At 50.6% G+C, this 21745-nt stretch carries 20 protein-coding genes; 8 read left to right on the top strand and 12 right to left on the bottom strand.

The features are described 5' to 3' along the window. Positions 1–124: 124 nt before the first annotated feature. The 5 genes from OMQ46_RS04735 to OMQ46_RS04715 are packed head-to-tail and all read left to right on the top strand — an operon-like array spanning position 125 to position 5440. Positions 125–1063, top strand: coding sequence for an AraC family transcriptional regulator (locus tag OMQ46_RS04735; protein ID WP_266235402.1), 939 nt, complete (start codon positions 125–127; stop codon positions 1061–1063). A 44-nt stretch (positions 1064–1107) separates the two neighbouring features. Beyond that, positions 1108–1578, top strand: a complete 471-nt coding sequence (locus OMQ46_RS04730; protein WP_266235403.1) for a (2Fe-2S)-binding protein — start codon at positions 1108–1110, stop codon at positions 1576–1578. Beyond that, positions 1568–3853, top strand: a complete 2286-nt coding sequence (locus OMQ46_RS04725) for a xanthine dehydrogenase family protein molybdopterin-binding subunit (RefSeq protein ID WP_266235405.1) — start codon at positions 1568–1570, stop codon at positions 3851–3853. Before OMQ46_RS04730 ends, OMQ46_RS04725 begins: the two co-directional genes overlap by 11 nt. Further along, positions 3854–4840, top strand: a complete 987-nt coding sequence (locus OMQ46_RS04720; RefSeq protein ID WP_266235877.1) for an XdhC family protein — start codon at positions 3854–3856, stop codon at positions 4838–4840. Continuing rightward, complete coding sequence (locus OMQ46_RS04715; RefSeq protein WP_266235408.1) at positions 4841–5440, top strand: nucleotidyltransferase family protein; 600 nt, start codon at positions 4841–4843, stop codon at positions 5438–5440. A 149-nt stretch (positions 5441–5589) separates the two neighbouring features. Here OMQ46_RS04715 and OMQ46_RS04710 read toward each other — a convergent pair whose 3' ends face one another. From OMQ46_RS04710 to OMQ46_RS04680, 7 genes are all read right to left on the bottom strand, one after another. After that, entirely contained in the window at positions 5590–8001 is a 2412-nt protein-coding gene (locus OMQ46_RS04710; protein WP_266235410.1) for a TonB-dependent siderophore receptor, read from the bottom strand. Positions 8002–8159: 158 nt separating this feature from the next. Beyond that, complete coding sequence (locus tag OMQ46_RS04705; protein WP_266235411.1) at positions 8160–9176, bottom strand: FecR family protein; 1017 nt, start codon at positions 9174–9176, stop codon at positions 8160–8162. A gap of 157 nt (positions 9177–9333) precedes the next feature. Continuing rightward, the gene (locus tag OMQ46_RS04700; protein WP_266235412.1) at positions 9334–9867 is read right to left on the bottom strand and encodes an RNA polymerase sigma factor; all 534 of its coding nucleotides are present in this window, start codon (positions 9865–9867) and stop codon (positions 9334–9336) included. A 151-nt stretch (positions 9868–10018) separates the two neighbouring features. Then, positions 10019–11644, bottom strand: a complete 1626-nt coding sequence (locus tag OMQ46_RS04695) for an ATP-binding protein (protein ID WP_266235413.1) — start codon at positions 11642–11644, stop codon at positions 10019–10021. A 175-nt stretch (positions 11645–11819) separates the two neighbouring features. After that, positions 11820–12089 carry a hypothetical protein gene (locus OMQ46_RS04690; RefSeq protein ID WP_266235414.1) on the bottom strand — a complete coding sequence of 90 codons (270 nt, stop codon included), beginning with the start codon at positions 12087–12089 and terminating at the stop codon, positions 11820–11822. Positions 12090–12219: 130 nt separating this feature from the next. Next, a complete protein-coding gene (locus OMQ46_RS04685) occupies positions 12220–12585 on the bottom strand; it encodes a DUF488 domain-containing protein (protein ID WP_266235416.1) in 366 nt (121 codons plus the stop codon). A 6-nt stretch (positions 12586–12591) separates the two neighbouring features. Continuing rightward, entirely contained in the window at positions 12592–13104 is a 513-nt protein-coding gene (locus OMQ46_RS04680; protein ID WP_266235417.1) for a type 1 glutamine amidotransferase domain-containing protein, read from the bottom strand. 349 nt (positions 13105–13453) lie between these two features. Here OMQ46_RS04680 and OMQ46_RS04675 point away from each other — a divergent pair, with 349 nt between their 5' ends. Then, the gene (locus tag OMQ46_RS04675) at positions 13454–13909 is read left to right on the top strand and encodes a CBS domain-containing protein (RefSeq protein WP_266235419.1); all 456 of its coding nucleotides are present in this window, start codon (positions 13454–13456) and stop codon (positions 13907–13909) included. A gap of 52 nt (positions 13910–13961) precedes the next feature. Here OMQ46_RS04675 and OMQ46_RS04670 read toward each other — a convergent pair whose 3' ends face one another. Next, positions 13962–14417, bottom strand: a complete 456-nt coding sequence (locus OMQ46_RS04670; protein ID WP_266235421.1) for a MarR family winged helix-turn-helix transcriptional regulator — start codon at positions 14415–14417, stop codon at positions 13962–13964. Positions 14418–14482: 65 nt separating this feature from the next. Between OMQ46_RS04670 and OMQ46_RS04665 the strand changes: the two genes are divergently transcribed. Then, positions 14483–14791: a hexameric tyrosine-coordinated heme protein gene (locus OMQ46_RS04665; RefSeq protein WP_266235422.1), complete on the top strand. Its 309-nt coding sequence runs from the start codon at positions 14483–14485 to the stop codon at positions 14789–14791. A gap of 67 nt (positions 14792–14858) precedes the next feature. Further along, positions 14859–16037, top strand: a complete 1179-nt coding sequence (locus OMQ46_RS04660) for an NnrS family protein (RefSeq protein WP_266235424.1) — start codon at positions 14859–14861, stop codon at positions 16035–16037. A gap of 39 nt (positions 16038–16076) precedes the next feature. Here the strand turns inward: OMQ46_RS04660 and secD are convergent, their stop codons facing one another. The 4 genes from secD to OMQ46_RS04640 form a co-directional block, all read right to left on the bottom strand. Then, on the bottom strand, positions 16077–18596 hold the full coding sequence (gene secD, locus OMQ46_RS04655) for a protein translocase subunit SecD (RefSeq protein WP_266235426.1): 2520 nt from the start codon (positions 18594–18596) through the stop codon (positions 16077–16079). A gap of 68 nt (positions 18597–18664) precedes the next feature. Next, positions 18665–19045: a hypothetical protein gene (locus OMQ46_RS04650; RefSeq protein WP_266235428.1), complete on the bottom strand. Its 381-nt coding sequence runs from the start codon at positions 19043–19045 to the stop codon at positions 18665–18667. A 112-nt stretch (positions 19046–19157) separates the two neighbouring features. Continuing rightward, positions 19158–19925, bottom strand: coding sequence for a copper resistance protein B (locus OMQ46_RS04645; RefSeq protein ID WP_266235430.1), 768 nt, complete (start codon positions 19923–19925; stop codon positions 19158–19160). Positions 19926–19934: 9 nt separating this feature from the next. Next, on the bottom strand, positions 19935–21695 hold the full coding sequence (locus OMQ46_RS04640; protein ID WP_266235431.1) for a copper resistance system multicopper oxidase: 1761 nt from the start codon (positions 21693–21695) through the stop codon (positions 19935–19937). Between the last annotated feature and the right edge of the window lie 50 nt (positions 21696–21745).

The raw sequence follows: 21745 nt of genomic DNA, 5'->3' as shown, positions 1-21745 counted from the left end.
GGACGGGTTTACTGGAGAATCAGTCAACAAGGCTGTAGCTTCAGGCAAGTCAGACAAGCTGTCAGTCTCTAGAATTAAAGATTGATAATTTCCATGCTATCACGGCCACAGCGGTAGGTTGACCATGACTGAATTAAACCACAAAGAAGCGCACGCTGCCAGCAGCGATGACAGTGCTGATGCCCGTGCGGCACTGGCTAAACTCATCAGTCGCTATGCACCGCATGACGGTCTGTTTGATCTGCCACTGCCCGGCGTGCACCTGCTCCGCACCGCCAATACCGACACCAACCCGACCCGGGCGGTGACCAATCCGGGCATGTGCATTATTGCGCAGGGTGCCAAGCGGGTCCTGATCGGACAGGATGTTTACGACTACGATAACTCCCGAATGGCGGTCTACTCCACCGAGGTGCCGGTCTCGGCCAAAATTTTAAGAGCCAGTGAAGCCGAGCCTTATCTATGTCTGATTGTCGATATTGAACCGCAGAAGCTGGCCGAGCTCACTTTAAAAGCTTTCCCCCACGGAGTGCCCCGGGTGCAGCATCCACGAGCTTTGTTTATCGGTAAGGCTAATCCGAAGATTGTCGAAGCCGGCACTCGTCTGCTTGAGCTGCTGGCACAACCTGAAGATGCCGAGTTTCTGCAGCCACTGATTATCGATGAAATCTTCATCCGACTGCTGCGTAGTGATATCGGTACCCTGGTGGCACAGATTGCGTCCACCGATTCCAGTCTGCAAAGAATATCCAAAGCCATCAGCTGGATCCGCGAACATTTTAAAGAACCGATGAAAGTGGAGGAACTGGCCACGCTCAGCAATATGAGTGTGTCTGCGTTTCACACCCACTTCAAAAATGTCACGCGCATGACGCCACTGCAGTTTCAGAAAGAGTTGCGACTGCACGAAGCCAAGCAAATCATGCTGACAAGAATGATGGATGTCAGCACCGCCTGCATGCATGTCGGCTATTCCAGCGTGTCTCAATTCAGCCGTGAGTACAGTCGTTTATTCGGGGTGCCGCCCAGCAAAGATGCCCGGTCACACCTGACAGCCAGTTAACACAATAAAAAATCAAACGCGTTTTCAAATTTAAGGGATTGTGTATGAAAATCACTATCAATGAGCAGGTCCATCAGGTTGATGTGCCTGAGGATATGCCCATCCTGTGGGCGCTTCGTGATGTTTTAGGCATGACCGGCACCAAATTCGGTTGCGGGCAGTCACTGTGCGGCGCCTGCACTGTGATGCTTGATGGTCAGCCCATCCGCTCCTGTGTGACCCCGATCAAACAGGCCGAAAACAAAAAACTGACTACGATTGAGGCAATCTCTGAGCAACCCGCGGGTCGCGCCATTCAGGCTGCCTGGCTGGAAAAGAATGTGCCCCAATGTGGTTACTGTCAGTCCGGTCAGATAGTTTCTGCCACCGCGCTGCTCAACACCAATCCCAAACCCAGTGATGAGGATATCAACAACGCCATGAGCGGCAATATCTGTCGCTGCGGCACCTATACCCGCATTCGTGATGCCATCAAACAGGCAGCCAACAAACTGGGGGCCGGTCATGAAGGATAACATCGTTAACATCAGCCGCCGCGGTTTTGTCAAAGGTTTTGCGCTGAGTGGTCTGGTATTGGCCGTCGGTCTGCCGGGGCTGTCCGCCGAAGAAGAAAAGCCCAAATATGGCCGAGATGCCATGCCTAACGGCTGGGTTGATAATCCACTAGTGTTCGTGTCGATTGCTGAGGACGGCACTGTCACCATCGTTGCCCACCGTGCAGAAATGGGTCAGGGGGTACGTACCAGCCTGCCTATGGTGGTGGCCGATGAAATGGAGGCTGACTGGGAGCGGGTCAAAGTCGTTCAGGCGCCGGGTCATGAGCAAAAATATGGCAATCAGAACACCGATGGATCCCGCAGTGTTCGCCACTTCTTCATGCCGATGCGCAATGTGGGCTCAGCCGCCCGCATGATGCTGGAAACAGCAGCGGCGGCGATGATGGCAGTACCGGTCTCAGAAGTGAAAGCGCTGAATCATGAAGTGATCCACCCGCCTTCAGGCCGCAAAATGGGCTATGGCGAACTGGCTCAGGCAGCTGCCCAGTTAGACGTGCCGGAACGCTCCAGTCTGCAATATAAATCAGCTGAAGATTTTCGCTACATCGGCAAAAACAGCAGTAAGAATATCGACGGTCACGCCATCGCCACCGGCCAAGCCGAATATGGCATGGATGTTCGCCTCAATGACATGGTCTATGCCGTCGTTGCTCATCCGCCCGCTTATGGCGACACGCTAAAATCCTTTGATGATAGTGAAGCATTGAAAGTCCCGGGCGTGATTAAAACGCTGACTCTGCCCTCTTCCCCGCCGCCTGCGGTATTCAACCCGTTGGGTGGGGTGGTCGTGGTTGCCGAGAATACCTGGGCAGCGATGGAAGGCCGTAAAAAACTCAAGATCGAGTGGAACAAAGGCCCGAACAGCGACTATGACTCAAAGGCTTTTCGTCAAACGCTGGAACAGTCAGCCAAACAAAAAGGTGGCAAAGTCCTGAGACAGCTCGGTGATGCATACAAGACACTGGAAAATGCTGAATCGACCCTCAGTGCCGGCTACTACATTCCGCACCTGGCACAGGCACCGATGGAGCCGCCTGTAGCGACAGCCCATTTCAAGGGCAATGCCTGTGAGCTTTGGGCTTCGACACAAAACCCCCAGGCCAGCGTGGATACCGTGGCCAAGTGGCTGGAACTCAAACCAGAACAGGTCACCGTGAATGTCACCTTGCTTGGCGGCGGTTTCGGACGTAAATCCAAGCCTGACTATCTGGTTGAGGCGGCCCTGACCTCCAAAGCGATGGATGGCAAACCGGTCAAACTGGTCTGGACACGTGAAGACGATATCCAGCATGCCTACTATCACACGGTGTCTTACGAACACCTGGAAGCCGCATTTGATGAGAACGGTAAAACCCAGGCCTGGTTGCATCGTACCGTCGCGCCTTCGATCTCATCGACTTTTGATGCCAGCTCTGAGCATCAAATGCCGATCGAAATCGGTATGGGCGTGGTGAATATCCCTTATGCCATTCCTAATATTCAGCTGGAAAACCCAGCTGCTAAAAACCATACCCGAATTGGCTGGTTCCGTTCGGTCTCCAATCTGCCTCATGCCTTTGCCGTGCAATCGTTTATCGCAGAAATGGCGCATCAACAGCAACGTGATCACAAGGAACTGCTGCTGGAACTGATTGGTGATGATCGTCAGATTGACCCGCGCACCCTACAGGATGATTGGAATTATGGTCAGTCACCGGAGATTTACCCCATCGACACGGGTCGCCTGCGCCGGGTTGTTGAGCTTGTCACAGACAAAGCCAGTTGGGGCAAGTCATTACCGTCCGGTAAAGGTCAGGGTCTGGCTGCTCACTACAGCTTTGTTTCCTATGTCGCCGCTGTGGTCGAGGTTGAGGTCAATGATGACGGTGAAGTCACGATACCCCAGGTCGATATTGCTATCGACTGCGGGCCGCAGGTGAATCCTGAGCGTATCCGTTCACAGCTGGAGGGTGCCTGTGTGATGGGGATCAGCTTTGCCATGCTGGGAGAAATCAGCTTCAAGGACGGTGTGGCAGAACAGGATAACTTTGATGGTTACCAGGTCACCCGAATGGATGGCGCACCGGGCAGAATCAATGTCCACTTTGTACCAGCCAAAGATTACAACCAGCCGCTTGGCGGTGTTGGTGAACCCGGCATGCCACCAATTGCGCCGGCCTTGTGTAATGCCATTTTCAACGCGACCAAGAAGCGCATCCGTAACCTGCCCATCCGTTATCAACTGGAGGCCTAGATGCAAAGCACCGATATCACGGTTTTGCGGCAGGTACTAAGTTGGCACGAAGCTGGTCACGTTGTCTGGCTGAGCACGGTGATAAAAACCTATGGCTCCAGCCCCAGACAACCCGGTGCGATGTGCGCCATCCGGCAGGATGGCGCCCTTATCGGCTCAGTCTCGGGTGGCTGCATAGAAGAAGATCTCAAAGACAAGGTTCTGTCGGGAGAACTGGCCGGAACAAAACTGAGGCTGTTGACTTATGGTGAATCGGTTGAGGAACGTGACCGGTTTCGTCTCCCCTGCGGCGGCACTTTGCGCCTTTCTTTGGAGAAAGTGACAGACATCAGCTGGGTGAAACAAGTGCTGGAAACGATTGAACAGCGCCGGACTATTCAGCGCCGGCTTGATCTCGTTCAGGCAAAAAGCTTTATTGAGCTGGCAGACAGTGAACATCTGGTTCAGGAAAAAGCTACAGAGCTGACTTTCAGCTATGGTCCACGTGCCCGCCTGTTGGTGATCGGTGCCGGTGAAACTTCCGGTTATTTAGCCAAAATGGCCTCGGCACTGGATTACCAGGTGCTGGTTGCCGAGCCACGTGAGGACATGCAACAAACCTGGTTGGCTGAAGATGGCGAGTTACTGCCGATGATGCCCGATGACGCAGTGGTCAAAATCGCACCGGATCAGCATACCGCCATTATTACCCTGACCCATGATCCCAAGCTCGACGACATGGCTTTACTGGAAGCACTGAAATCAGAGGCGTTTTTTATTGGTGCTTTAGGTTCCAGCCGTACCAATGCCAAACGTCGGGAACGACTGGCCATGTTTGATCTGACGCCAGAACAGATTGACCGCCTGCATGGTCCGGTGGGCCTGGATATCGGCAGCAAAACCCCGGCTGAGATTGCCGTTTCCATCCTGGCACAGCTGATTAAGCTGAGACGCAAAAGCCAGCAATCACAGCAGCAACCCGTTGTCCGTGCAGTCAGTAACGGTTGAATGACAGCACGATCCATCTGCCCTATTCTGCTGGCAGCCGGTCAATCACGCCGCTTTGGCAGTGATAAGCTGCTTCATGTCATGTCTTATCAGAGTGAGGCCAAGCCACTGATTTTGCATGCTTTAAATCCCTGGCTTGAAGTGTTTCCTCAAGTCAATGTGGTTATCCGGGCTGATAATACCGCCCTGCTCAATCTGCTTAGTCAGTCACCATTTTCATCCCGCTTAACACTGATAACCGCCGAGAATGCGCACAAGGGGATGGCCGCCTCACTGGTCAGGGGCATCAAAGCCAATCAGCAGGCCGATGGCTGGCTGGTTGGACTGGCTGATATGCCTTTTATTCAATCCCCTGTGATTGCAGAGTCACAAGCACTTCTACAAGAAGGCGCGGCGATAACCCAGCCTGAATATAACGGTCGTCGTGGTCACCCGGTCGGCTTTGCGGCTGCATTTTTGCCGCAACTACTGGCTTTAAACGGTGATAAGGGCGCACGAGACATTCTGTCTGTCTATGCCGGCCAAATCTTGCTTATCAACAGCCCTGACGAGGGTATTTATCGGGATATCGACACCGTCAATGATATAACTGATGTCTAAGTTACCAGTAATACAGCTGAGCAGATGACGTATAAAGTAGCGGCCAGCGTCATAGCAATGCCTGCCATATGCTCATGGGATTGATTTGAGTATGGTTTATAGATTAGCGCTTCCGGGTAGTGCCGGAAGCGCTGTATTGGCAAGTGCTCTCAGAATTGCGTTTCAAAAGTCAGGGTAACTTTCAATGGCTCACCGAAATAACTTTGACGGGTAGGTCCAGACACCCGGCTGTAATAGCGTTTATCAGTCAAGTTAGTGCCATTTAGAATGAAACGGCTGTCATTACTGAGTTGGTAAGCCACCATCGCAGACAACGTTGTGTAACCGCCCTGCTCCCATTTAACATTGCCTGACTCATAGAAGGTACCGCTGTTGTACTCGGCGCCCAGACCCGCAGCCCACTGCTGGTTAAAGTTATATTTACCCCACAGTCTCAGGCTGTGTTCCGGCGCATCGGGATTAAAGATATTGCCTTCTGCATCCGGATCAGCGGCTTCGAGTTGCTCGGTATCGGTATAGGCATAGCCGGCCAAAACGTCCAGCTTGTCAAACAGGCTGCCGGAAATCTCGGCTTCAAAACCACGGGCGCGAACCTTGCCGCCGGCAATAGAAAAAGTCGGGTTATTGGGGTCATTGATAGCACGGTTCTTATCAGTCAACTCGAACACGGCCATTTGGTAGTTGGCAGCGCCGTTATTAAGGATGCCTTTCATACCGATCTCATACTGGGTGCCGGTTCTCGGGTCGAGCAGTTTTTCATTGGCATCCAGATTGGTTTGCGGGACGAAGGATTCGGCCGCACTGACATACAGCGTGGTCGTGTCATTCAAATCATAAACCAGGCCACCGTATGGTGTGAATTCATTATCAAACTCGGACACCGACCCCATAGCATCGGTTTTCCAATCGGTAACTCGCCCCCCCAAAATCAACTTGGTTGCTTCGGTCAGATTGGAAGTGGTTTTGAAGTAAAGCCCCCGCTCACGGGTATCCGTTTTACCCCGTGAGTAGGCTGGTACCAGGTTAGGCACTGGATTGCTGACTGAGCCCGGATCAAACACATTGATGGATGGATAGGCCACGTCACGCATGTAGCCTTTGTTATTGTTTTCTGAATGGCTTCCGTTAGCGCCCAGCAGTACTTTGTGTTTCATGCCCAGGATGTTGACGGGCAAGTTGATATGAGCATCAAAACTGTTCTCTGCCAGTTCCTGATCTGCCGACAGCGACCAGCGATCAACATTACCTGTGACCGGATCAATTGGCGAGGTGGTGTAGTTGAGCAAATATTTCATATCACGATCAGAGTGATTCATTGTCACCACGGCTTCAGCACCGGAATCAAAGCGATGCTCAAGCTCAACAAACTGCCGACGCAGGCGACTTTCTTTGTAGTTAAAGCTGGTACCGGTATATAAATCGCGAGAGATGGGGGCAAACGAACCATCAGCGTACAAAGGCACCCCCACATAAGGTGTGTCATCGGTATCTTCCAAGCTGGCACCAACGGAGATTGTAGTGTCACTGCTCAGGTCCAGTTCCAGCGTGCCATAGAACACTTTTTTCTCCATCTCGACGTCGTCAATATGTGAGTCACCATCTTCATAGGCAGCGACAGCACGCCCCCGCAATGTGCCGGCATCGTTTAAAGATCCCGTCACATCCAGATCAGTGCGGTAACCGGGCCAGGAATTAGCAGAGCCACGAAAAGCCACCTTGTGCTCAGCCAGCGCGCGTTTACGAACCAGGTTGATAAAACCACCCGGCTCCCCCGAGCCTTGTAGTAGCCCTGCTGGGCCACGTAAAACTTCAACACGTTCATACGCGGCCAGATCAGGCGCACCATGCCCATGTGTCCCTGTACCAGTAGCTGAACTTTCAATACCGTCAATATTGATGGTGTTGATCTCAAAACCCCGCATAATATAGTTGGCGGTACCAGTACCATAAGTCTTAACGCTGACACCCGTAGTATTTTGCATTGCGTCTTTCAGCGTTAACAGATTTTTATCCTTAATTAATTGACTGGTAATCACACTGACCGATTGCGGGATCTCCCGCAAATCTTCAACACCCTTTCCAAGGCTGACGGCACCAGTAGCATAAGAATCAGTAGCCTCTGTGTTGAGGCCGAGGTGCGTTTCCTGAACCTGGATCGCAGGTAATGCATAATTATCTGGATTCCGAGTAGATGCTGCCTTTTCAACCGTAACGGCATTATCAGCGGTAAACCTTGCTGTCAGGCCGCTGCCTGCCAGTAACTGATCCAAAGCAGCTTGCAGGGTATAACTGCCGTTCAATACCTGGCTTTGTTGATCAAACGCACTTTGTTCTGTGTAGAGTACCTGGATACCGGTTTGCGCTGAGAGATCGGCGATAGCCTGGGGTAAAGGTTTTGCCGGAATATTTAAATCCCAGGTTTGTAATCTCTGACTACTGCTGTCCGGATTGGGTGCGGTCTCGGCTGCAACAACTTGCGCCATTGGCGATAATGCCACTGTGATGGCCGCGGCAAGAACACGACGTTTGGAATTTCTCAGGAAATGTTCAGTGTAAGTCATAGATGCTTCTCTTGTAGTTGCTAATACGATTGATTACCAAATACATCTAAGACGAGTTGATTCTGAACTTTCCCCCACTCAAAATGTTAAAAAATTTACTTTTGTAGCAAAAAATATATCAAGTAACTGTTTTTATTTATTTTTATCTGGGAAAGAAGTTACAAATGTAAAAAAACCAGATAGTCACTGACCCGGGTTTGTTGAACCGGTAGCGTTTCCAGTATCAACGCCAGTGCTTCGTCAGGTGCTTTGGTGGAAAAAACACCACTGACTTTGAGTGAGTTCAGCGCTTTACTGGTAATGATGATATGACCCTGACGATGGCGGTTGAGCTGATCAACGACATCAACAAGCGCAGCGTTATAGAACACGAACTGATCACGACGCCAGGCTGTGACCGCAGTTTGATCAAATTCTTTGGGGGCACTAATTCGACTGTTCGCCAGGTTGGCTTGCTGACCGGCATGAAGGGCAGCTGAGTCAGTATCGGTATTTAGCCGCACACTGCCCTCTGTGAGACTCACTGTGGTTCCTCGTCGATCAAGCCGAAGATTAAATTGAGTGCCGGTGACCTTAACCTCACCGTGAGGTGTTTGAATAATAAAAGGGCGGTTTCTGTCATGACTGACATTAAACCAGGCCTCACCTTCAAACAGCTCAACACGCCGTTCACGGTCAGAAAAGTCGATGGACAGGGCGGTTTCCGAGTTTAAAGTGACTTCACTGCCGTCGACGAGACTCACTGGCAGCTTTTCTCCCACAATCGTCACGTAATCACTACGCCATTGAGTTATCCAGCCAAGCTGCCAACCCAGACCGCTGACCATAAACAGCATCAGACAGGCAGCAATGGCAAAGTGGACAAACCGTGTCGATTTCTGCTGGTGATCGTGACGTGGCCGGTCTGTCTGTAGCAGACTACCGGACGATTGCAAAATCGCTTCTGAGTCGAAAGCTTTGACGGGTAAATCCAGTAGCCCCCAAAGCAAAACAATTTCATCAAAAGCCTGTTGATGTTTTGGATCGGCGGCTAACCAGATTTCAAACTGCTGCAGGGTCTGCTTGGCCTGAGACGATTCAGGATCATATTCCCTCAGATTAGCATGCCAAACTGCAGCCTGTTCCAGTATTTCGTCTGGTATTGCGTTCCAGCCAGTCCGGTTTGGGTCATCCATGCTGTCTCACTGCCTTTACGCTTTGATATGTGAGTAGAATAATCTCATTGTTCATAAAATTAAGACGATATGTTGAGTGGTTTTCCCCCACTCAGCCTTGAGGCTCTAGTTTGTCGTGTAATAGACGGGGTGTAAGAAAACAATCAGCAATTATAAATCAGATCTGGCGGCCCGCCTCTTGCAAACGCTTGCGGCAATGCAGCATGGCACGGGCAATATGCTTTTCAACCGTTTTGGCTGAAATGCTGAGACTGGATGCGATTTGCCGCATCGTTAGCCCTTCCCCACGATAGAGAAGAAATACTTCTCTACATTTTTCAGGGAGTTCTTCAATCGCGGTTTGCAGAATTGATAACTCCTGTCTGGAGATAACCGACTCTTCCGGTGACGGCACCAAAGAGATCTGCTGACTCTCATCGCTGCTGTCTACCGGGTTGTCCGGGGGGGAATAGGCGTTTTTATTAGTCTCACGACGTATCAGGTCAATGGCTAAATTGTTGGCCATACGATAGAGATAGGCGCGGGGATTGTCGGGGATTAATTTGTTATTTGAATTAGCACGGATCCACGTCTCCTGTAATACCTCTTCAGCCAGACTGTGAGAACCAGTTCGCTGTCTGATGTGCATCAACAACTCCTGGTAATACAGCTCCACAAAGCTGGCAAGAGAATAAACGGAAGAATCACTCATGAATGCGGTATGTGCCTGAACGGGTTACTAAGAAACGCAAAGCACTGTAAATGATAATTATTATTATCTAATAATTCAATCAGTTATTACCCAATAAGATGAGTTAGGCTGTCAAATTGAATCCCGAGATAGGAAAATAAATACTGAATAATCAGATAATTGGGAGCCTTACCTCAAACAGGCTGCCTGTCCCCAGCTGGCTCTCAACCGAGATAGAACCGCGCATCAGCTCAATAAGTTGACGGGATATCGTGAGACCAATACCGGTTCCCTCGACATGGCTATTTTCTGCTTCGAGCCGCTCAAATGGTTCAAACAACAATTCCAGGTGTTCTTCAGCAATCCCCCGTCCACTATCAGCAATCAGAATAACGGCATGACCGTCATTCGAAGTGACCTCAACCGAGACGTGACCGCCAGCCTGGTTATATTTAATGGCATTGCTGAGCAGGTTCAACAGCACCTGCTTCAGTCTGCTTTGATCAGCGAGGGCGATAACGGGGTGCTGATTGTGATGCTTCAGATGAATTTGTTTTTCTTTGGCTGCCTGGGCTATCAAAAGAAGACTTTCTTCAACAGTTTCATTCAGATCCACGGCTTTGATCTGCAATGACACCTTTCCAGATTCGACTTTAGATAGATCCAGTAATTCATTGATTAAATATAGTAAGTGCTTTCCTGATTTCAAAATTTCAGCGGCATATTTCTTATCTTCCCAGTGCCCTTGCGGATTACTCTCAATGAGCTGGCTGTACCCCGTAACAGCATTGAGCGGTGTTCTGAGCTCGTGGCTCATATTGGCCAGGAAGCGCGATTTCGTTTTGTTGGCTGATTCTGCTTTTTCCCTGGAAAGCTTGAGTTCAGCCTCAATCTCCTTACGCCAACGGATTTCACTGGACAGTTTCCAGCTCCAAAGCGCGAAGATCAAAATCAAACAGGCCGCCGATCCGGCGATGCTGATCAGTAATGTCAGGTCCGTTTTGTGTTCATAGGTGACGGCAACCCAGTTTCTTGAGATGACGTTTCGCTCCTGCTCGGTGATCGCGTTGAGCCCTTTAGTCAAAATCGCCTGCAGCATCGGCATACTATCTTTGACTGCCATGTAGAGGTTTGTGCCATAAGGCGTATCAGCGGCTATTTTGACGTTCGCAAAGCCCAGATTTCTGGCGACATAGTTGATGACCACCAGGTTACCGATATATGCGTCAACCTGACCGGCATTTAACGCTACAAGTGCCTCATCAGCGATATCCACCCGATATAACTCAATTTGAGGGTGATATTTTTCGAGAGCACGCGCGGCGGCACCGTCCTGGAAAACCGCCACTTTTTTATGATTGAGGTCATCTATGTCATGGATAATGCTGTTTTCTTCCCTCGTGAAAATAACGAAAGGCATCGCCAGGAAAGGTGTGTCAATCACTGAGTAGTGAGACTCATTGAGTTTATCCGGCGCAGCTACCGCTGACAGCATGTCTGCCGTTTCGTTGTCGGGATCTTCGGCAGATCGGACAAAACGAAAGTGGATAGGTAGTTTCTGTTCGATCTGTTTAAGATAATCAACAGAAATACCTTTGAACTGGTGATCCTTATCGAGAAATTCGACTGGTGCCCAACCATGGCTGACGGCCACAGTGACTTCAGGGTTCTGTTTGAGCCAGGCTTGTTCAGCTTCGGTGAGAAGGATTTGATTAGACGCTTGTGCTGCCAAGACCGCACTGCTGCCTGTAGACAGCGACAAAGAACAGAGCGACAGCAACAGCAATAGCATTTTCATTTAACAACCTGACCTGTTTTCGAAGCAGCGGAGGCTTTATCGGTCCTGCACCTCTACCTCTCCGTTGAGGTTGTCATGCTGCTAAATGTACCAGACAGAGTGTTCTATGTTGCCTCTATGCTGTCAAGGTCTACTGACCAGAATCAGTTCAAGCTGATGTTATTCAACTAGGCGCTCAATGAGGAAAGGTCCAAACATCCTGTTTGCGTTCGAACTTGAACAGCGTTTCATGCAACAAACGTAATTTCAATAGCGCCATCATATCGTCTGGAGGAAAGCCGCTGCGGGTGTTGTTGCGGGTCTCTGTAAACAGTGAGTCAAGGTAGGGTTCACAGAATTCACTGCCCCAGAATATCACCAGCTTTTTCGCAATATGAGGATATCTTTGAGCGATGCTGATATAGGACGCGTCCTGCTGGAGTTGTTGTATTGTCGCATTCATCATATTCACCTGATCCAGGATGACCTCAGGGCGGAACGCCCGCTTGATGGGTAAGGCTTTATGTGGTGTGAACCTGTATAGATAACCATCACCCCTCAGTGGCTTCTATTGTTTTACGAGCTATAAGCAAGTGCTATTTCATCGCGTTTATGATGGCCTGTTTCAGTATCGGCAGATGCGATTGCTCAAGGTCTTTGACCACAGAGAGCAAGGTAATCGGCTTTTTTTCTGCTAATTGAGCGACTGCTGCCATTGCCTCAGGCGCTGACTGGAGTGACTGGATATATTGCCTTTTGAACTGGGCATCACTGATTTCATCCTGATGCCAGGCTTTTCTTAGATCGTTGGGTGGACATAAAGCTTTAATCCAGTCGTCATAGTCCAGCTCGGTCTTTTTAATGCCACGCGGCCAGAGACGGTCAGCAAGCAGCCTGACACCATCTGACTTGGCCGACTTGTCATAGACTCTCTTCAGTTTGATTGTGCTTGGGTTTGTCATGACGAATCAGCTGTTGACCGGTTGTAGTTTAGTCAGTATTGCTTTGTTGAAAGCATCCAGGTCACCGGGGTGCCTTGATGTTATCAGGTTCTCATCAATCACCACGGGGGCATCAAGATATTCCGCCCCTGCATCTATCAATTCATTGGCAATTTTTTCAACACAAGTCGCCTTGCGCCCCTTCAACAAGTCAGCTGTGACCAGAATCTGTGGCCCGTGACAAATTGCAGCGACAAGCTTGCTTTCGGCGAAGAAATGTTTGGCGATATCCAGCGCCCGTTCTGACTTTCTCAAGTTAGCCGGAGCCTCACCGCCGGGTAATAGTAACAGTGCATAATCAGCCGTATTGACTTCATTGAGTGTCATCCCGGCAACTACTTCAGTGCCCTTCTTGCCTTTAATAATGCCGGTTTGCAGTGAGGCGATATCATATTCAACACCGGCCTGCTCCAGTTGCTTGAGCGGCTCGGTCACCTCGCTGTCTTCAAAGTGATCAGCACTGAGAATGATGGCTTTCATTTTTGCCTCCTTTCTCTGAAACCGCTATTTCACCCAACACCCTGTTTTGTGCAGGGAACTCAAAATCAGACTGCAAACACAGATGATTTGGATGAGTCGCTTTTATTTGTTACGGTTGGTTTGTGGCGTTTACATACTAAGACACTCATACACGCGCCATGTTCACAAAATCTGCTTTCAAAGAGACGTATGACTGGATTAAGGTCAGCAGAGAAAGCAACATCCTGCCCTGGCTGAGCCTTAGCCAGAATTGTCCCGAAAAATTTGTTGGCTTGTAATGTATCGTTCGGACTCTTTGTAAGCTCGTCAGACGAAACTCGTCTTATCAAACAACAGAGAGGTGTTCACCATGAATATTCTGGATGTTTGTCAGCACAAAGTAGCCATGTTGGAAAAAAATGAGAAAGTTCAGGAAGCCGCCAGACAGATGAAAATACATCACGTCGGTGATGTGATTGTTGTCAGTAAGGAAAACGGTCAGAACAGACCTTTGGGTATCCTGACTGATCGCGATATCGTCATTAATTTAGTCGCCGATGATGCCGACCTAAGCGCCATCACAGTAGGTGATTGTATGAGCGATGACCTGATGACGGTGAGAGACAATGCGGATATCGCGGATACCATGAAAGAAATGAGTCGGCGCGGGGTAAGGCGGGCGCCGGTTGTTGCCTCAGATGGGAGCCTCTGTGGGATATTGAGTATGGATGACCTGATTGAAGTCTCATCCAATATTCTGCGGGATATGTCTGCGTTGATTACCAGAGAGCAGGCATGCGAGGAACTCAGACAACGGCCACATTGAAATCATTGCCTTTATTCAGGGGGGAGTTTGCTCTCCCCTGTCTTTTAGCTATTTACTTACCCAGTTTGCTTTTAATTTTGTTGCATAGCGCAATCAGTTGCGATGCTTCGGCTGATGACAGCCCTGTGGCACACAATGCCTGCTGAGCTATAGCTTCAGCCTTGAGGGCAAACTCACGACCTTGCCGGCTCAGTGTGATGGCCATCGTTCGTTCATTGCCGGGCACCCTTTTGCGTTGAAGATAACCATGGTTTTCGAGGCTTCTCAGCATGGGCGTTAAAGTGGCTTTGCTCAGCCCGATGTTAGCGCCCAGTTCGGTGACTGAAACACCCTCTCCCTGCCATAGCCCCATCAACACCACAAACTGTGAATAGGTGAGCTGATGTGGCTTGAGCAACTGAGCATAAGCCTGCGTAACAATCCCGCTGGTTGAATACAACGCATAGCAGACTTGCTCTGCTAATTTCGGGCCCGGCGTGCCAGGGCTACTTAAAGAGGTACTTGACATGCATATTTATCCAGCATAACGTTAGGCTGCGAACAGTTGGTTTGCGAACATAAGGAGATAGTACCATGAAATCAATAATTTATCTGTTTCCTCTGTTAATGGCTTTTTGGTTGCCAGTCACCGCGAGTGCTGAAGAGATGAAAGCCAGTGACGACTATATGCCTTCACTGATTACCGACACCCCCTATGAAGGTCGTCAGCTTGCGATCAAGATAGTACGCAAAACTATCGGCACCATTCAGACAGACAGCGCTGCCAAGCACCGGGTCAGAGCGAAATACGCTGAAGATCCGGCACTGTTGATGAACGCTGCTGAGCTGGTGGCAATTGAATTCAAGACTATCGCTATCGCCAATGATTACTGGCGCGATTAATGGCTTTCTCCGGGCACGGTAGCTATCAGCAACCTGCCCGGAGCCACGCTTTCACCGGGTTGAAGCAATGACAAATAAAGAATCACAACATGCGCTGCTGGATCTGGCTTTCAGACCTTTTTTCCTGCTTGGCGCAACGTTCAGCATGATTGCATTATGGCTCTGGGGAGCGAACCTGCATGGCTGGGTAAGTCATGCATACCATGGATACAGCCAACTCTGGCATGGTCATGAAATGCTGTTTGGTTTTGTAGCGGCCATACTCGTCGGTTTCCTGCTGACAGCGGTACAGAACTGGACCGGCCTGCGCTCTGCTCATGGCAAAGTCCTCATTTTATTGATTAGCTTATGGTTACTGGGCCGATTTACGATCTGGTTCGCCGCAATGTTGCCGTGGTGGCTGATTATTGTCGTTGACAGCAGCTTTTTGCTGATTGCTGCCTGGCTGTTAGCGCGACTTTTAATTAAAAAGCAGCAGCGTCGTAACTATTTTGCCGTTGGCGCGTTGTTGTTACTGACTGCGGATAATCTGGTATTTCATTTCGCTGTTGCAGCCGGTCATTTCCAGGTAGCGACTCAGTCGCTGCACAGTGTGATTTTACTGATTACCCTGTTAATGACAGTCATCGGTGGCCGGGTGATTCCGATGTTTACCGGTAATACCACCCAGATTCCCCCGAGATCACGGATCGAGGTGCTGGATAAAGCCGGTCTTGGTCTTTTATGGGCTCTGGTTGCGATTTACATTTTCCAGTTACAGGCTTATCTGGCTGACAGTCTGCTGGCAGTATTGTTTGCGATTACAGCACTCTTTATCGCTGCCCGCTGCGCCCTCTGGCGGCCCTTATCGACTTTCAGACATGCCCTGTTATGGTCACTGCATCTGAGTTACTGGTTTATCCCACTGGGTCTGTTTTTAATTGCCTGTCACCATGCCGGCCTGGCAATCAGCTTGAGCACCGCTTTACACGCACTCACTGTGGGCGCGATGGGCGGACTGATTCTGAGTATGATATCCCGCGTTTCGCTGGGTCATACCGGCCGGCCTATAACTGCTGTGCCGGTGATCAGGCTGGCGCTGGGATTGGTACTGCTGGCCGCATTAACGCGTGTCGGGCTGGTGATATTAGCGCCCTCGCTCAGTCTCTGGGCCTGGTGGCTGAGCATGGCATTCTGGAGTCTGGCTTACGGCATTTTCCTGTATCGCTATACCCCAATTCTGATCGCACCCAGAGCAGATAGCTAGTGGAACCGGACAAAGTCCGGTTCCTCTTGATTAGCTAATTTAAGGGATTTCAGCCAATCGCTGCTGCATCTCCTCTGCAGTTGGACGCAACTGAGGCAGCCCTTTCTGCTTACGACGCTGTCCCAGAAAATACAGGATTGGCGCAGCAATAAAGACCGATGAACTGGTACCAATCACGATGCCAAATAACATCGGCAAGGCAAAACTGGCCACCGCCGAACCGCCGGCGATCCCCATCGGTAATAAAGCCAAGAAAGTCGTGACTGAGGTGAATACCGTCCTTGTCAGCGTGGATGAAATGGATTCGTTCATCAGCGTCATCATTGGCTTATCCGGGTTGGCACGCAGATTCTCCCGGATGCGATCGAACACCACCACCTTGTCGTTGACCGAATAACCAATCAAAGCAAGCAAGGCCGCGACTGCTGTCAGATTAAACTCCACCCCGGTCAGGGCAAAAAAGCCAATGGTTTTGGTTAAATCCAGCGCAATCGTTAGCGTTGCCGCAATGGCAAAATGCGATTCAAAGCGAATCGCCAGATAAGCCAGCATGCCGAATCCAGCCAGCAAAATGGCCAGAATCGTATCATCGGCAAAGCCGCTGCTGACCTTGGGTCCGACCATATCCACTTTGGGAAACGCAGCATCAGGCTGCACGCTCTGAACCGCTGTTTTCAAGGCATCGACTTGTGCCGCTGTCGCTGCCGGGGCCTGATTTTCGGCCGGCAATCGGACCAGAAGCTCACCCAGCTCTGCCGACTCCTGAATCGAGGCCTGCGCCATAGCATGGTTTTGCAGCGTAGCGCGTAAGTCTTCCACTGAAAGCTGACTGGCGTGAACTTCAACCAGCGTGCCACCGGTAAAATCAACACCGTATTTCAAACCCGGCTGAAAAAACAGCATAATGGCAGCGAGCGACAATAAAGCCGATACAGTGAGCCCCACAAACCGTCCCCGCAGGAAATCCAGCGAGCGGCTGCTCAGTTTATCAAGCAAAGCAAAACCATTAATCTCCAGAGGTTTTTTCTCACGGCCTTTGATTGACCACTCCATCAACAAACGGGTGACGGCAATCGCGGTAAACATCGAGGTCAACAGACCGATACCAATCGTCACCGCAAATCCCTGTACCGGCCCGCTGCCAAACATGAACAGCAGACTGACCGCAATCAGCGTCGTCAGGTTAGAATCTAGAATTGTGGTGTAAGCTTTGTCAAAGCCTTGATGAAGGGCTTTCCAGGCTGATTTACCATTTCTGGATTCCTCGCGGATCCGCTCGTTAATCAGAATATTGGCATCAACCGCCATCCCCAGGGTCAGAATGATGCCGGCAATGCCCGGCAGGGTTAAGGTGGCACCCAGCAGACTCAATATGCCAAACACCAGCCCCATATTGATAGCAAGACTGACGCAGGCGATGAAGCCCCAGCGGCCGTAAATACTCATCATGAATAAAATAACCAGGGCCGCGCCAAATAGACCGGTGGCCAGCCCCATGGCAATGGCATCACTGCCGAGATCGGGGCCGACACTACGCTCTTCCATTACCAGGAGTGGCACCGGCAAAGCGCCGGCGCGAAGCAGCAAGGCCAATTCGGCTGCTTCCTGAGTAGTGAAGCTTCCGCTGATTTCGCCACTACCGGCAGCAATTTCATTTCGAATGACCGGCGCAGTAATGACTTTGTCATCAAGTACGATAGCAAGTGGCCGACCGATATTGTCACGCGTCATCTTGCCAAACAGTTTGGCGCCCTCATTATCGAGTTTGAAAGTCACCACCGGTTCACCACTGTCCGGATTAAAGCTGGCCTGCGCATCACGGATATGCTGGCCTTCCATTGCAATCCGTTTTTCCAGTCTGAACTGTTGTTGGCCGTCCTGTGCCGGAAGAGACAGGGTGCCCTCTTCCACGCCACCCTGAGCATCCCAATGAAAGCTCATCTTGGCTGTGGTGCCGAGCAGCTGACGAATCTCAGTGGGATCGGCGACCCCGGGCATTTGAACCAGGATGCCAGCATCGCCTTGACGGGTAATACTGGGATCGACCAGACCGCTCTCATCCAGACGCTTCCTGACCACTTCCAGACTACGCTCAACGGCATCAGCCAACACGGCTTCAGTCCAGCCTTTGTCTAGAGTGACTTGAATACCAGTAAGCTGGTTTTTAACATTAAAACGTCGGCTACCGGTTTGACTGTCACGGGCTAAAGATTCGGCAATGGCCTGAGCTTGCTGTACGGAGTCCTGACTTCTTAATGTTAAATCCAGACCGTCAGGTGTAATGACAGGTTGCTTGTAATAGATACCCGCTTCACGAAGTCGATCGGTCAGTTCATCGGCGACTGACTGGTATTGCTCGTTGATAAGTGCCTGACTGTCCGCTTCCAGCAAAAGATGGGAACCGCCCTGAAGATCGAGTCCCAGAGCCACACTGTTCTTGCTGTACCAGGCCGGTAATTCACCGGCGATTCTATCAGGCAAAAGATTGGGGAGCGCGCTCATTAAACCGAGCACGATTAATAGGCCATAAACAATGGCCCGCATAGATAAAGATTTCATGCTAATCCTCAAAATAGAGTGAATATGTGCGAAGCCAGTAGAATCTGGCGGCGCCATGGATTTCGGGATTAGCGCAGAGGTGGTGCTCTTAGATGGGGGCGAAGAAAACGACTGGCACTGGCTTTAGCAGATAAATGCCGAGTCAGTGAAGACAGTGATGAATGAAAATAGAAAAGTGAAAGCCAGACAGAAACCAGCGCCTGCCAGTCCGGTGGGTCAATATCCACGGACGACTGCCCGGACTGCTCTGTTTTAAGCCCCAGCCTCAGACCATTATCATGCAGTGCTATCTGAGTATCGAGATGGGATACAAGGCCCGTGTCAGAATGATTATTGGCCGAGTTGAAATAGGCAGCAACCGGCAATAAAGCCATCAAAAAGGCAAAACTCAGGATCCACAGCCGGGCAGCTATGTGATGAGTTAACAATCTCTGTTGCTGGAGATACATCCAAGTTCTCTGAAGGAAACCGCAGTCATCTGCGTATTGCTAATATACAGGATTTAATTCATGACCAGCGTCATTTTTCTGCCTGTGATGACCGGCTTTTAATCGAGATAAATCAGAACCAGAACCGTACCCCGGCAACAAAGCTTGTTGTGCTGTCTTCACCGCCTTCACTCTCAGCCAGATCTCTGGTGTCACCAAATAATTGTGTGGCTGTAACGCCGATGTAGGGGGCAAACTCACGACTCAGGTGATAACGCAAGCGTAGCCCGGCGGTGATGCCTGTCAGTCCTTCTGCCTGCTCGAATTCCTCTGCGTCGGAAAAAGCAAAACTGGTCTCTCCCCTCGCCTGCAGGATCAGCTTTTGTGTCAGGCGCCAGTTATATTCTGCTTCCAGATCAAGCCAGGTGTCACCTTCATCACTGAGACGAAGATTAGTGTCGATTTCGAACCAGTAAGGTGCCAGTCCCTGAAAACCAATGATGCCGTAGTAACGCTCGTGCTTGTCACCGGCGCCGAAACTGGTCTGGGTACCGATACCGGTTTGCAGGTCCCAGAAAGGACTGATTCGACGGCTGTACTGTAAGTCGAGATTTTCTATTTCACCACTGTGCTCATCATCATATTTGCCTTCCGTTTCCAGCCAGAAGCGATTCAAATCCTTGCCATACCAGGCCTGCGCATCCCAGAGCAGTTGTTCTTTGCCCTCGATACTTTGTATTTCGAAACGGTCGAACAGGAGCAGGCCATAGGCCATATCATCATGAATGGGTTTAGGCCAGCTGGGATCGGCCTGCAGGCCGATGCCGTCAGCCAGCGTCTGGTTTGTCCCCACTATCAGGGCCAGCGAAAACATCGTTGTTAAGGTTCTGGATAATGGCATGAATGACTCCTAGGCCACCGAAACGACACGGAACATGCCGGCTTTCATGTGATACATCAGATGACAGTGGAATGCCCAGTCTCCGAAGGCATCGGCGGTAATCAGGGACGACACCCGCTCACCTGGTTTGACGATAATGGTGTGTTTTCTGGGCCTCAGGTCACCATGACCGTTTTCCAGTTCCATCCACATCCCGTGCAGGTGGATCGGATGATCCATCATGGTGTCATTCACCAAAGTCAGTCTCAGGCGCTCGTCTTTATAGAATCGAATGGGGCCATCCACTTCCGAGAACTTTTTGCCGTCAAAAGACCACATGTAGCGTTCCATGCTACCAGTCAGATGCAGTTCAATTTCCCGCGCCGGCGGTCTTTTATCGGGCCAGCCATCATGGCTTTTCAATTGCGAATAGGTCAGCACCCGATGATCCACATGCTCAAAACCGACACCGGGATCATCGAGCCTGGAGGTAGGTCTATCCACTACCATGGCGGCGCCGGGTCCATGATTATCAGGCCCGTGGGAAACGGTTTCTACTGTGTCCTCAGCAGCCATCTGATGTGCATGGTGTTCTCCATGATCCATCTGCATGTCATCTTCACTGCTGTCCATCGCCATTTGACCATGCATATCATGACCGGCTCCCATTGCTTCCATGCCCCTTTCAACTCGGGGATACAGGTCAGGAATCGGTGCTGTCAGACCGGGACGCGACGCCAGCGTGGCGCTGACAAAACCACTGCGGTCCTGTGACTGGGCAAAGAGGGTGTAGGCCTCATCCACAGGCTCTACAATCACATCATAGGTTTCGGCCACGCCGATACGAAACTCATCGGTTTTTACTGGCTGAACCGGTTGCCCATCAGCAGCGACAACCGTCATTTCGAGGCCGGGTATTTTCAGGTCAAAAAATGTCATGGCTGAGGCATTGATCACCCTCAATCGGACTTTCTCACCCGGACTAAATAGCCCGGTCCAGTTACCCGCAGTCGCCTTACCGTTAATCAAATAGGCGTATTCACTGCCGGTCACATCCAGGATATCGCGCGGGCTCATGCGCATCTGTCCCCACATCGCCGATTTCTGCCAGGCTGCCTGCCAGCCCATTTTTTCAACATCATTAAAAAAGTCAGCAACGGTACGGTGATTGTAGTTGTAGTACCCCTCCGCCACTTTCAGCTTGCGCATCACATCGGCCGGGCTATCGAAAGTCCAGTCGGAAAGCAGAATCACATAATCACGATCAACGCTGATGTCATCATCCTGTTCCGGCTCGATGATCAGGGGTCCGTAATGACCTAATTGTTCCTGCATACCGGAATGACTGTGATACCAGTAAGTGCCGTTTTGCACGACCGGAAACCGATACTCAAAGGTTTCACCGGGTTTGATCCCAGCAAAGGAAATACCGGGCACACCATCCATCTGATAAGGCAGTAAAATACCGTGCCAGTGAATCGAAGTATCGACATCGAGCTCGTTTTTGACCCGTAAAACGGCTTCTCTACCTTCTTTGAGCTTGAGCAGCGGCGCCGGGATAGTGCCGTTGATGGTGATCGCCTGTGCGCTGAACTGACCGTCAATCTCCAGTGGTGTTCGGGCAATATTAAAGTCAAAAATATCAGCATTACCCTCTGCCCGCCCCGGAACCAAAGGCGTGAGCGACTGTTTGGCCATGGCCGGCATTAGAGGATAAACAGCACTCAACAATCCTGCAGATGCCAGTGCCTGTAATATTTGCCGTCTTTGCTTGTTATGATGCTGTGTCATAGTGATGTGCTTTTATGTTGATAACGCCAAGCTAGCAAACAACAGCTTTC

The organism is Methylophaga sp. OBS1 (genome assembly GCF_026319365.1).
Note: the sequence above shows the minus strand (reverse complement) of the source record. Positions and strands in the feature narration are given on the sequence as shown.

Coding starts and splice junctions, on each gene's coding strand:
- OMQ46_RS04640 (WP_266235431.1), bottom strand. CDS start 21,695: ATGACACAGCATCATAACAAGCAAAGACGGCAAATATTACAGGCACTG.
- OMQ46_RS04700 (WP_266235412.1), bottom strand. CDS start 9,867: ATGAGTGATTCTTCCGTTTATTCTCTTGCCAGCTTTGTGGAGCTGTAT.
- OMQ46_RS04735 (WP_266235402.1), top strand. CDS start 125: ATGACTGAATTAAACCACAAAGAAGCGCACGCTGCCAGCAGCGATGAC.
- OMQ46_RS04725 (WP_266235405.1), top strand. CDS start 1,568: ATGAAGGATAACATCGTTAACATCAGCCGCCGCGGTTTTGTCAAAGGT.
- OMQ46_RS04675 (WP_266235419.1), top strand. CDS start 13,454: ATGAATATTCTGGATGTTTGTCAGCACAAAGTAGCCATGTTGGAAAAA.
- OMQ46_RS04690 (WP_266235414.1), bottom strand. CDS start 12,089: ATGATGAATGCGACAATACAACAACTCCAGCAGGACGCGTCCTATATC.
- OMQ46_RS04695 (WP_266235413.1), bottom strand. CDS start 11,644: ATGAAAATGCTATTGCTGTTGCTGTCGCTCTGTTCTTTGTCGCTGTCT.
- OMQ46_RS04645 (WP_266235430.1), bottom strand. CDS start 19,925: ATGCCATTATCCAGAACCTTAACAACGATGTTTTCGCTGGCCCTGATA.
- OMQ46_RS04715 (WP_266235408.1), top strand. CDS start 4,841: ATGACAGCACGATCCATCTGCCCTATTCTGCTGGCAGCCGGTCAATCA.
- OMQ46_RS04685 (WP_266235416.1), bottom strand. CDS start 12,585: ATGACAAACCCAAGCACAATCAAACTGAAGAGAGTCTATGACAAGTCG.
- OMQ46_RS04660 (WP_266235424.1), top strand. CDS start 14,859: ATGACAAATAAAGAATCACAACATGCGCTGCTGGATCTGGCTTTCAGA.
- OMQ46_RS04665 (WP_266235422.1), top strand. CDS start 14,483: ATGAAATCAATAATTTATCTGTTTCCTCTGTTAATGGCTTTTTGGTTG.
- OMQ46_RS04710 (WP_266235410.1), bottom strand. CDS start 8,001: ATGACTTACACTGAACATTTCCTGAGAAATTCCAAACGTCGTGTTCTT.
- OMQ46_RS04680 (WP_266235417.1), bottom strand. CDS start 13,104: ATGAAAGCCATCATTCTCAGTGCTGATCACTTTGAAGACAGCGAGGTG.
- OMQ46_RS04720 (WP_266235877.1), top strand. CDS start 3,854: ATGCAAAGCACCGATATCACGGTTTTGCGGCAGGTACTAAGTTGGCAC.
- OMQ46_RS04730 (WP_266235403.1), top strand. CDS start 1,108: ATGAAAATCACTATCAATGAGCAGGTCCATCAGGTTGATGTGCCTGAG.
- OMQ46_RS04705 (WP_266235411.1), bottom strand. CDS start 9,176: ATGGATGACCCAAACCGGACTGGCTGGAACGCAATACCAGACGAAATA.
- secD (WP_266235426.1), bottom strand. CDS start 18,596: ATGAAATCTTTATCTATGCGGGCCATTGTTTATGGCCTATTAATCGTG.
- OMQ46_RS04650 (WP_266235428.1), bottom strand. CDS start 19,045: ATGTATCTCCAGCAACAGAGATTGTTAACTCATCACATAGCTGCCCGG.
- OMQ46_RS04670 (WP_266235421.1), bottom strand. CDS start 14,417: ATGTCAAGTACCTCTTTAAGTAGCCCTGGCACGCCGGGCCCGAAATTA.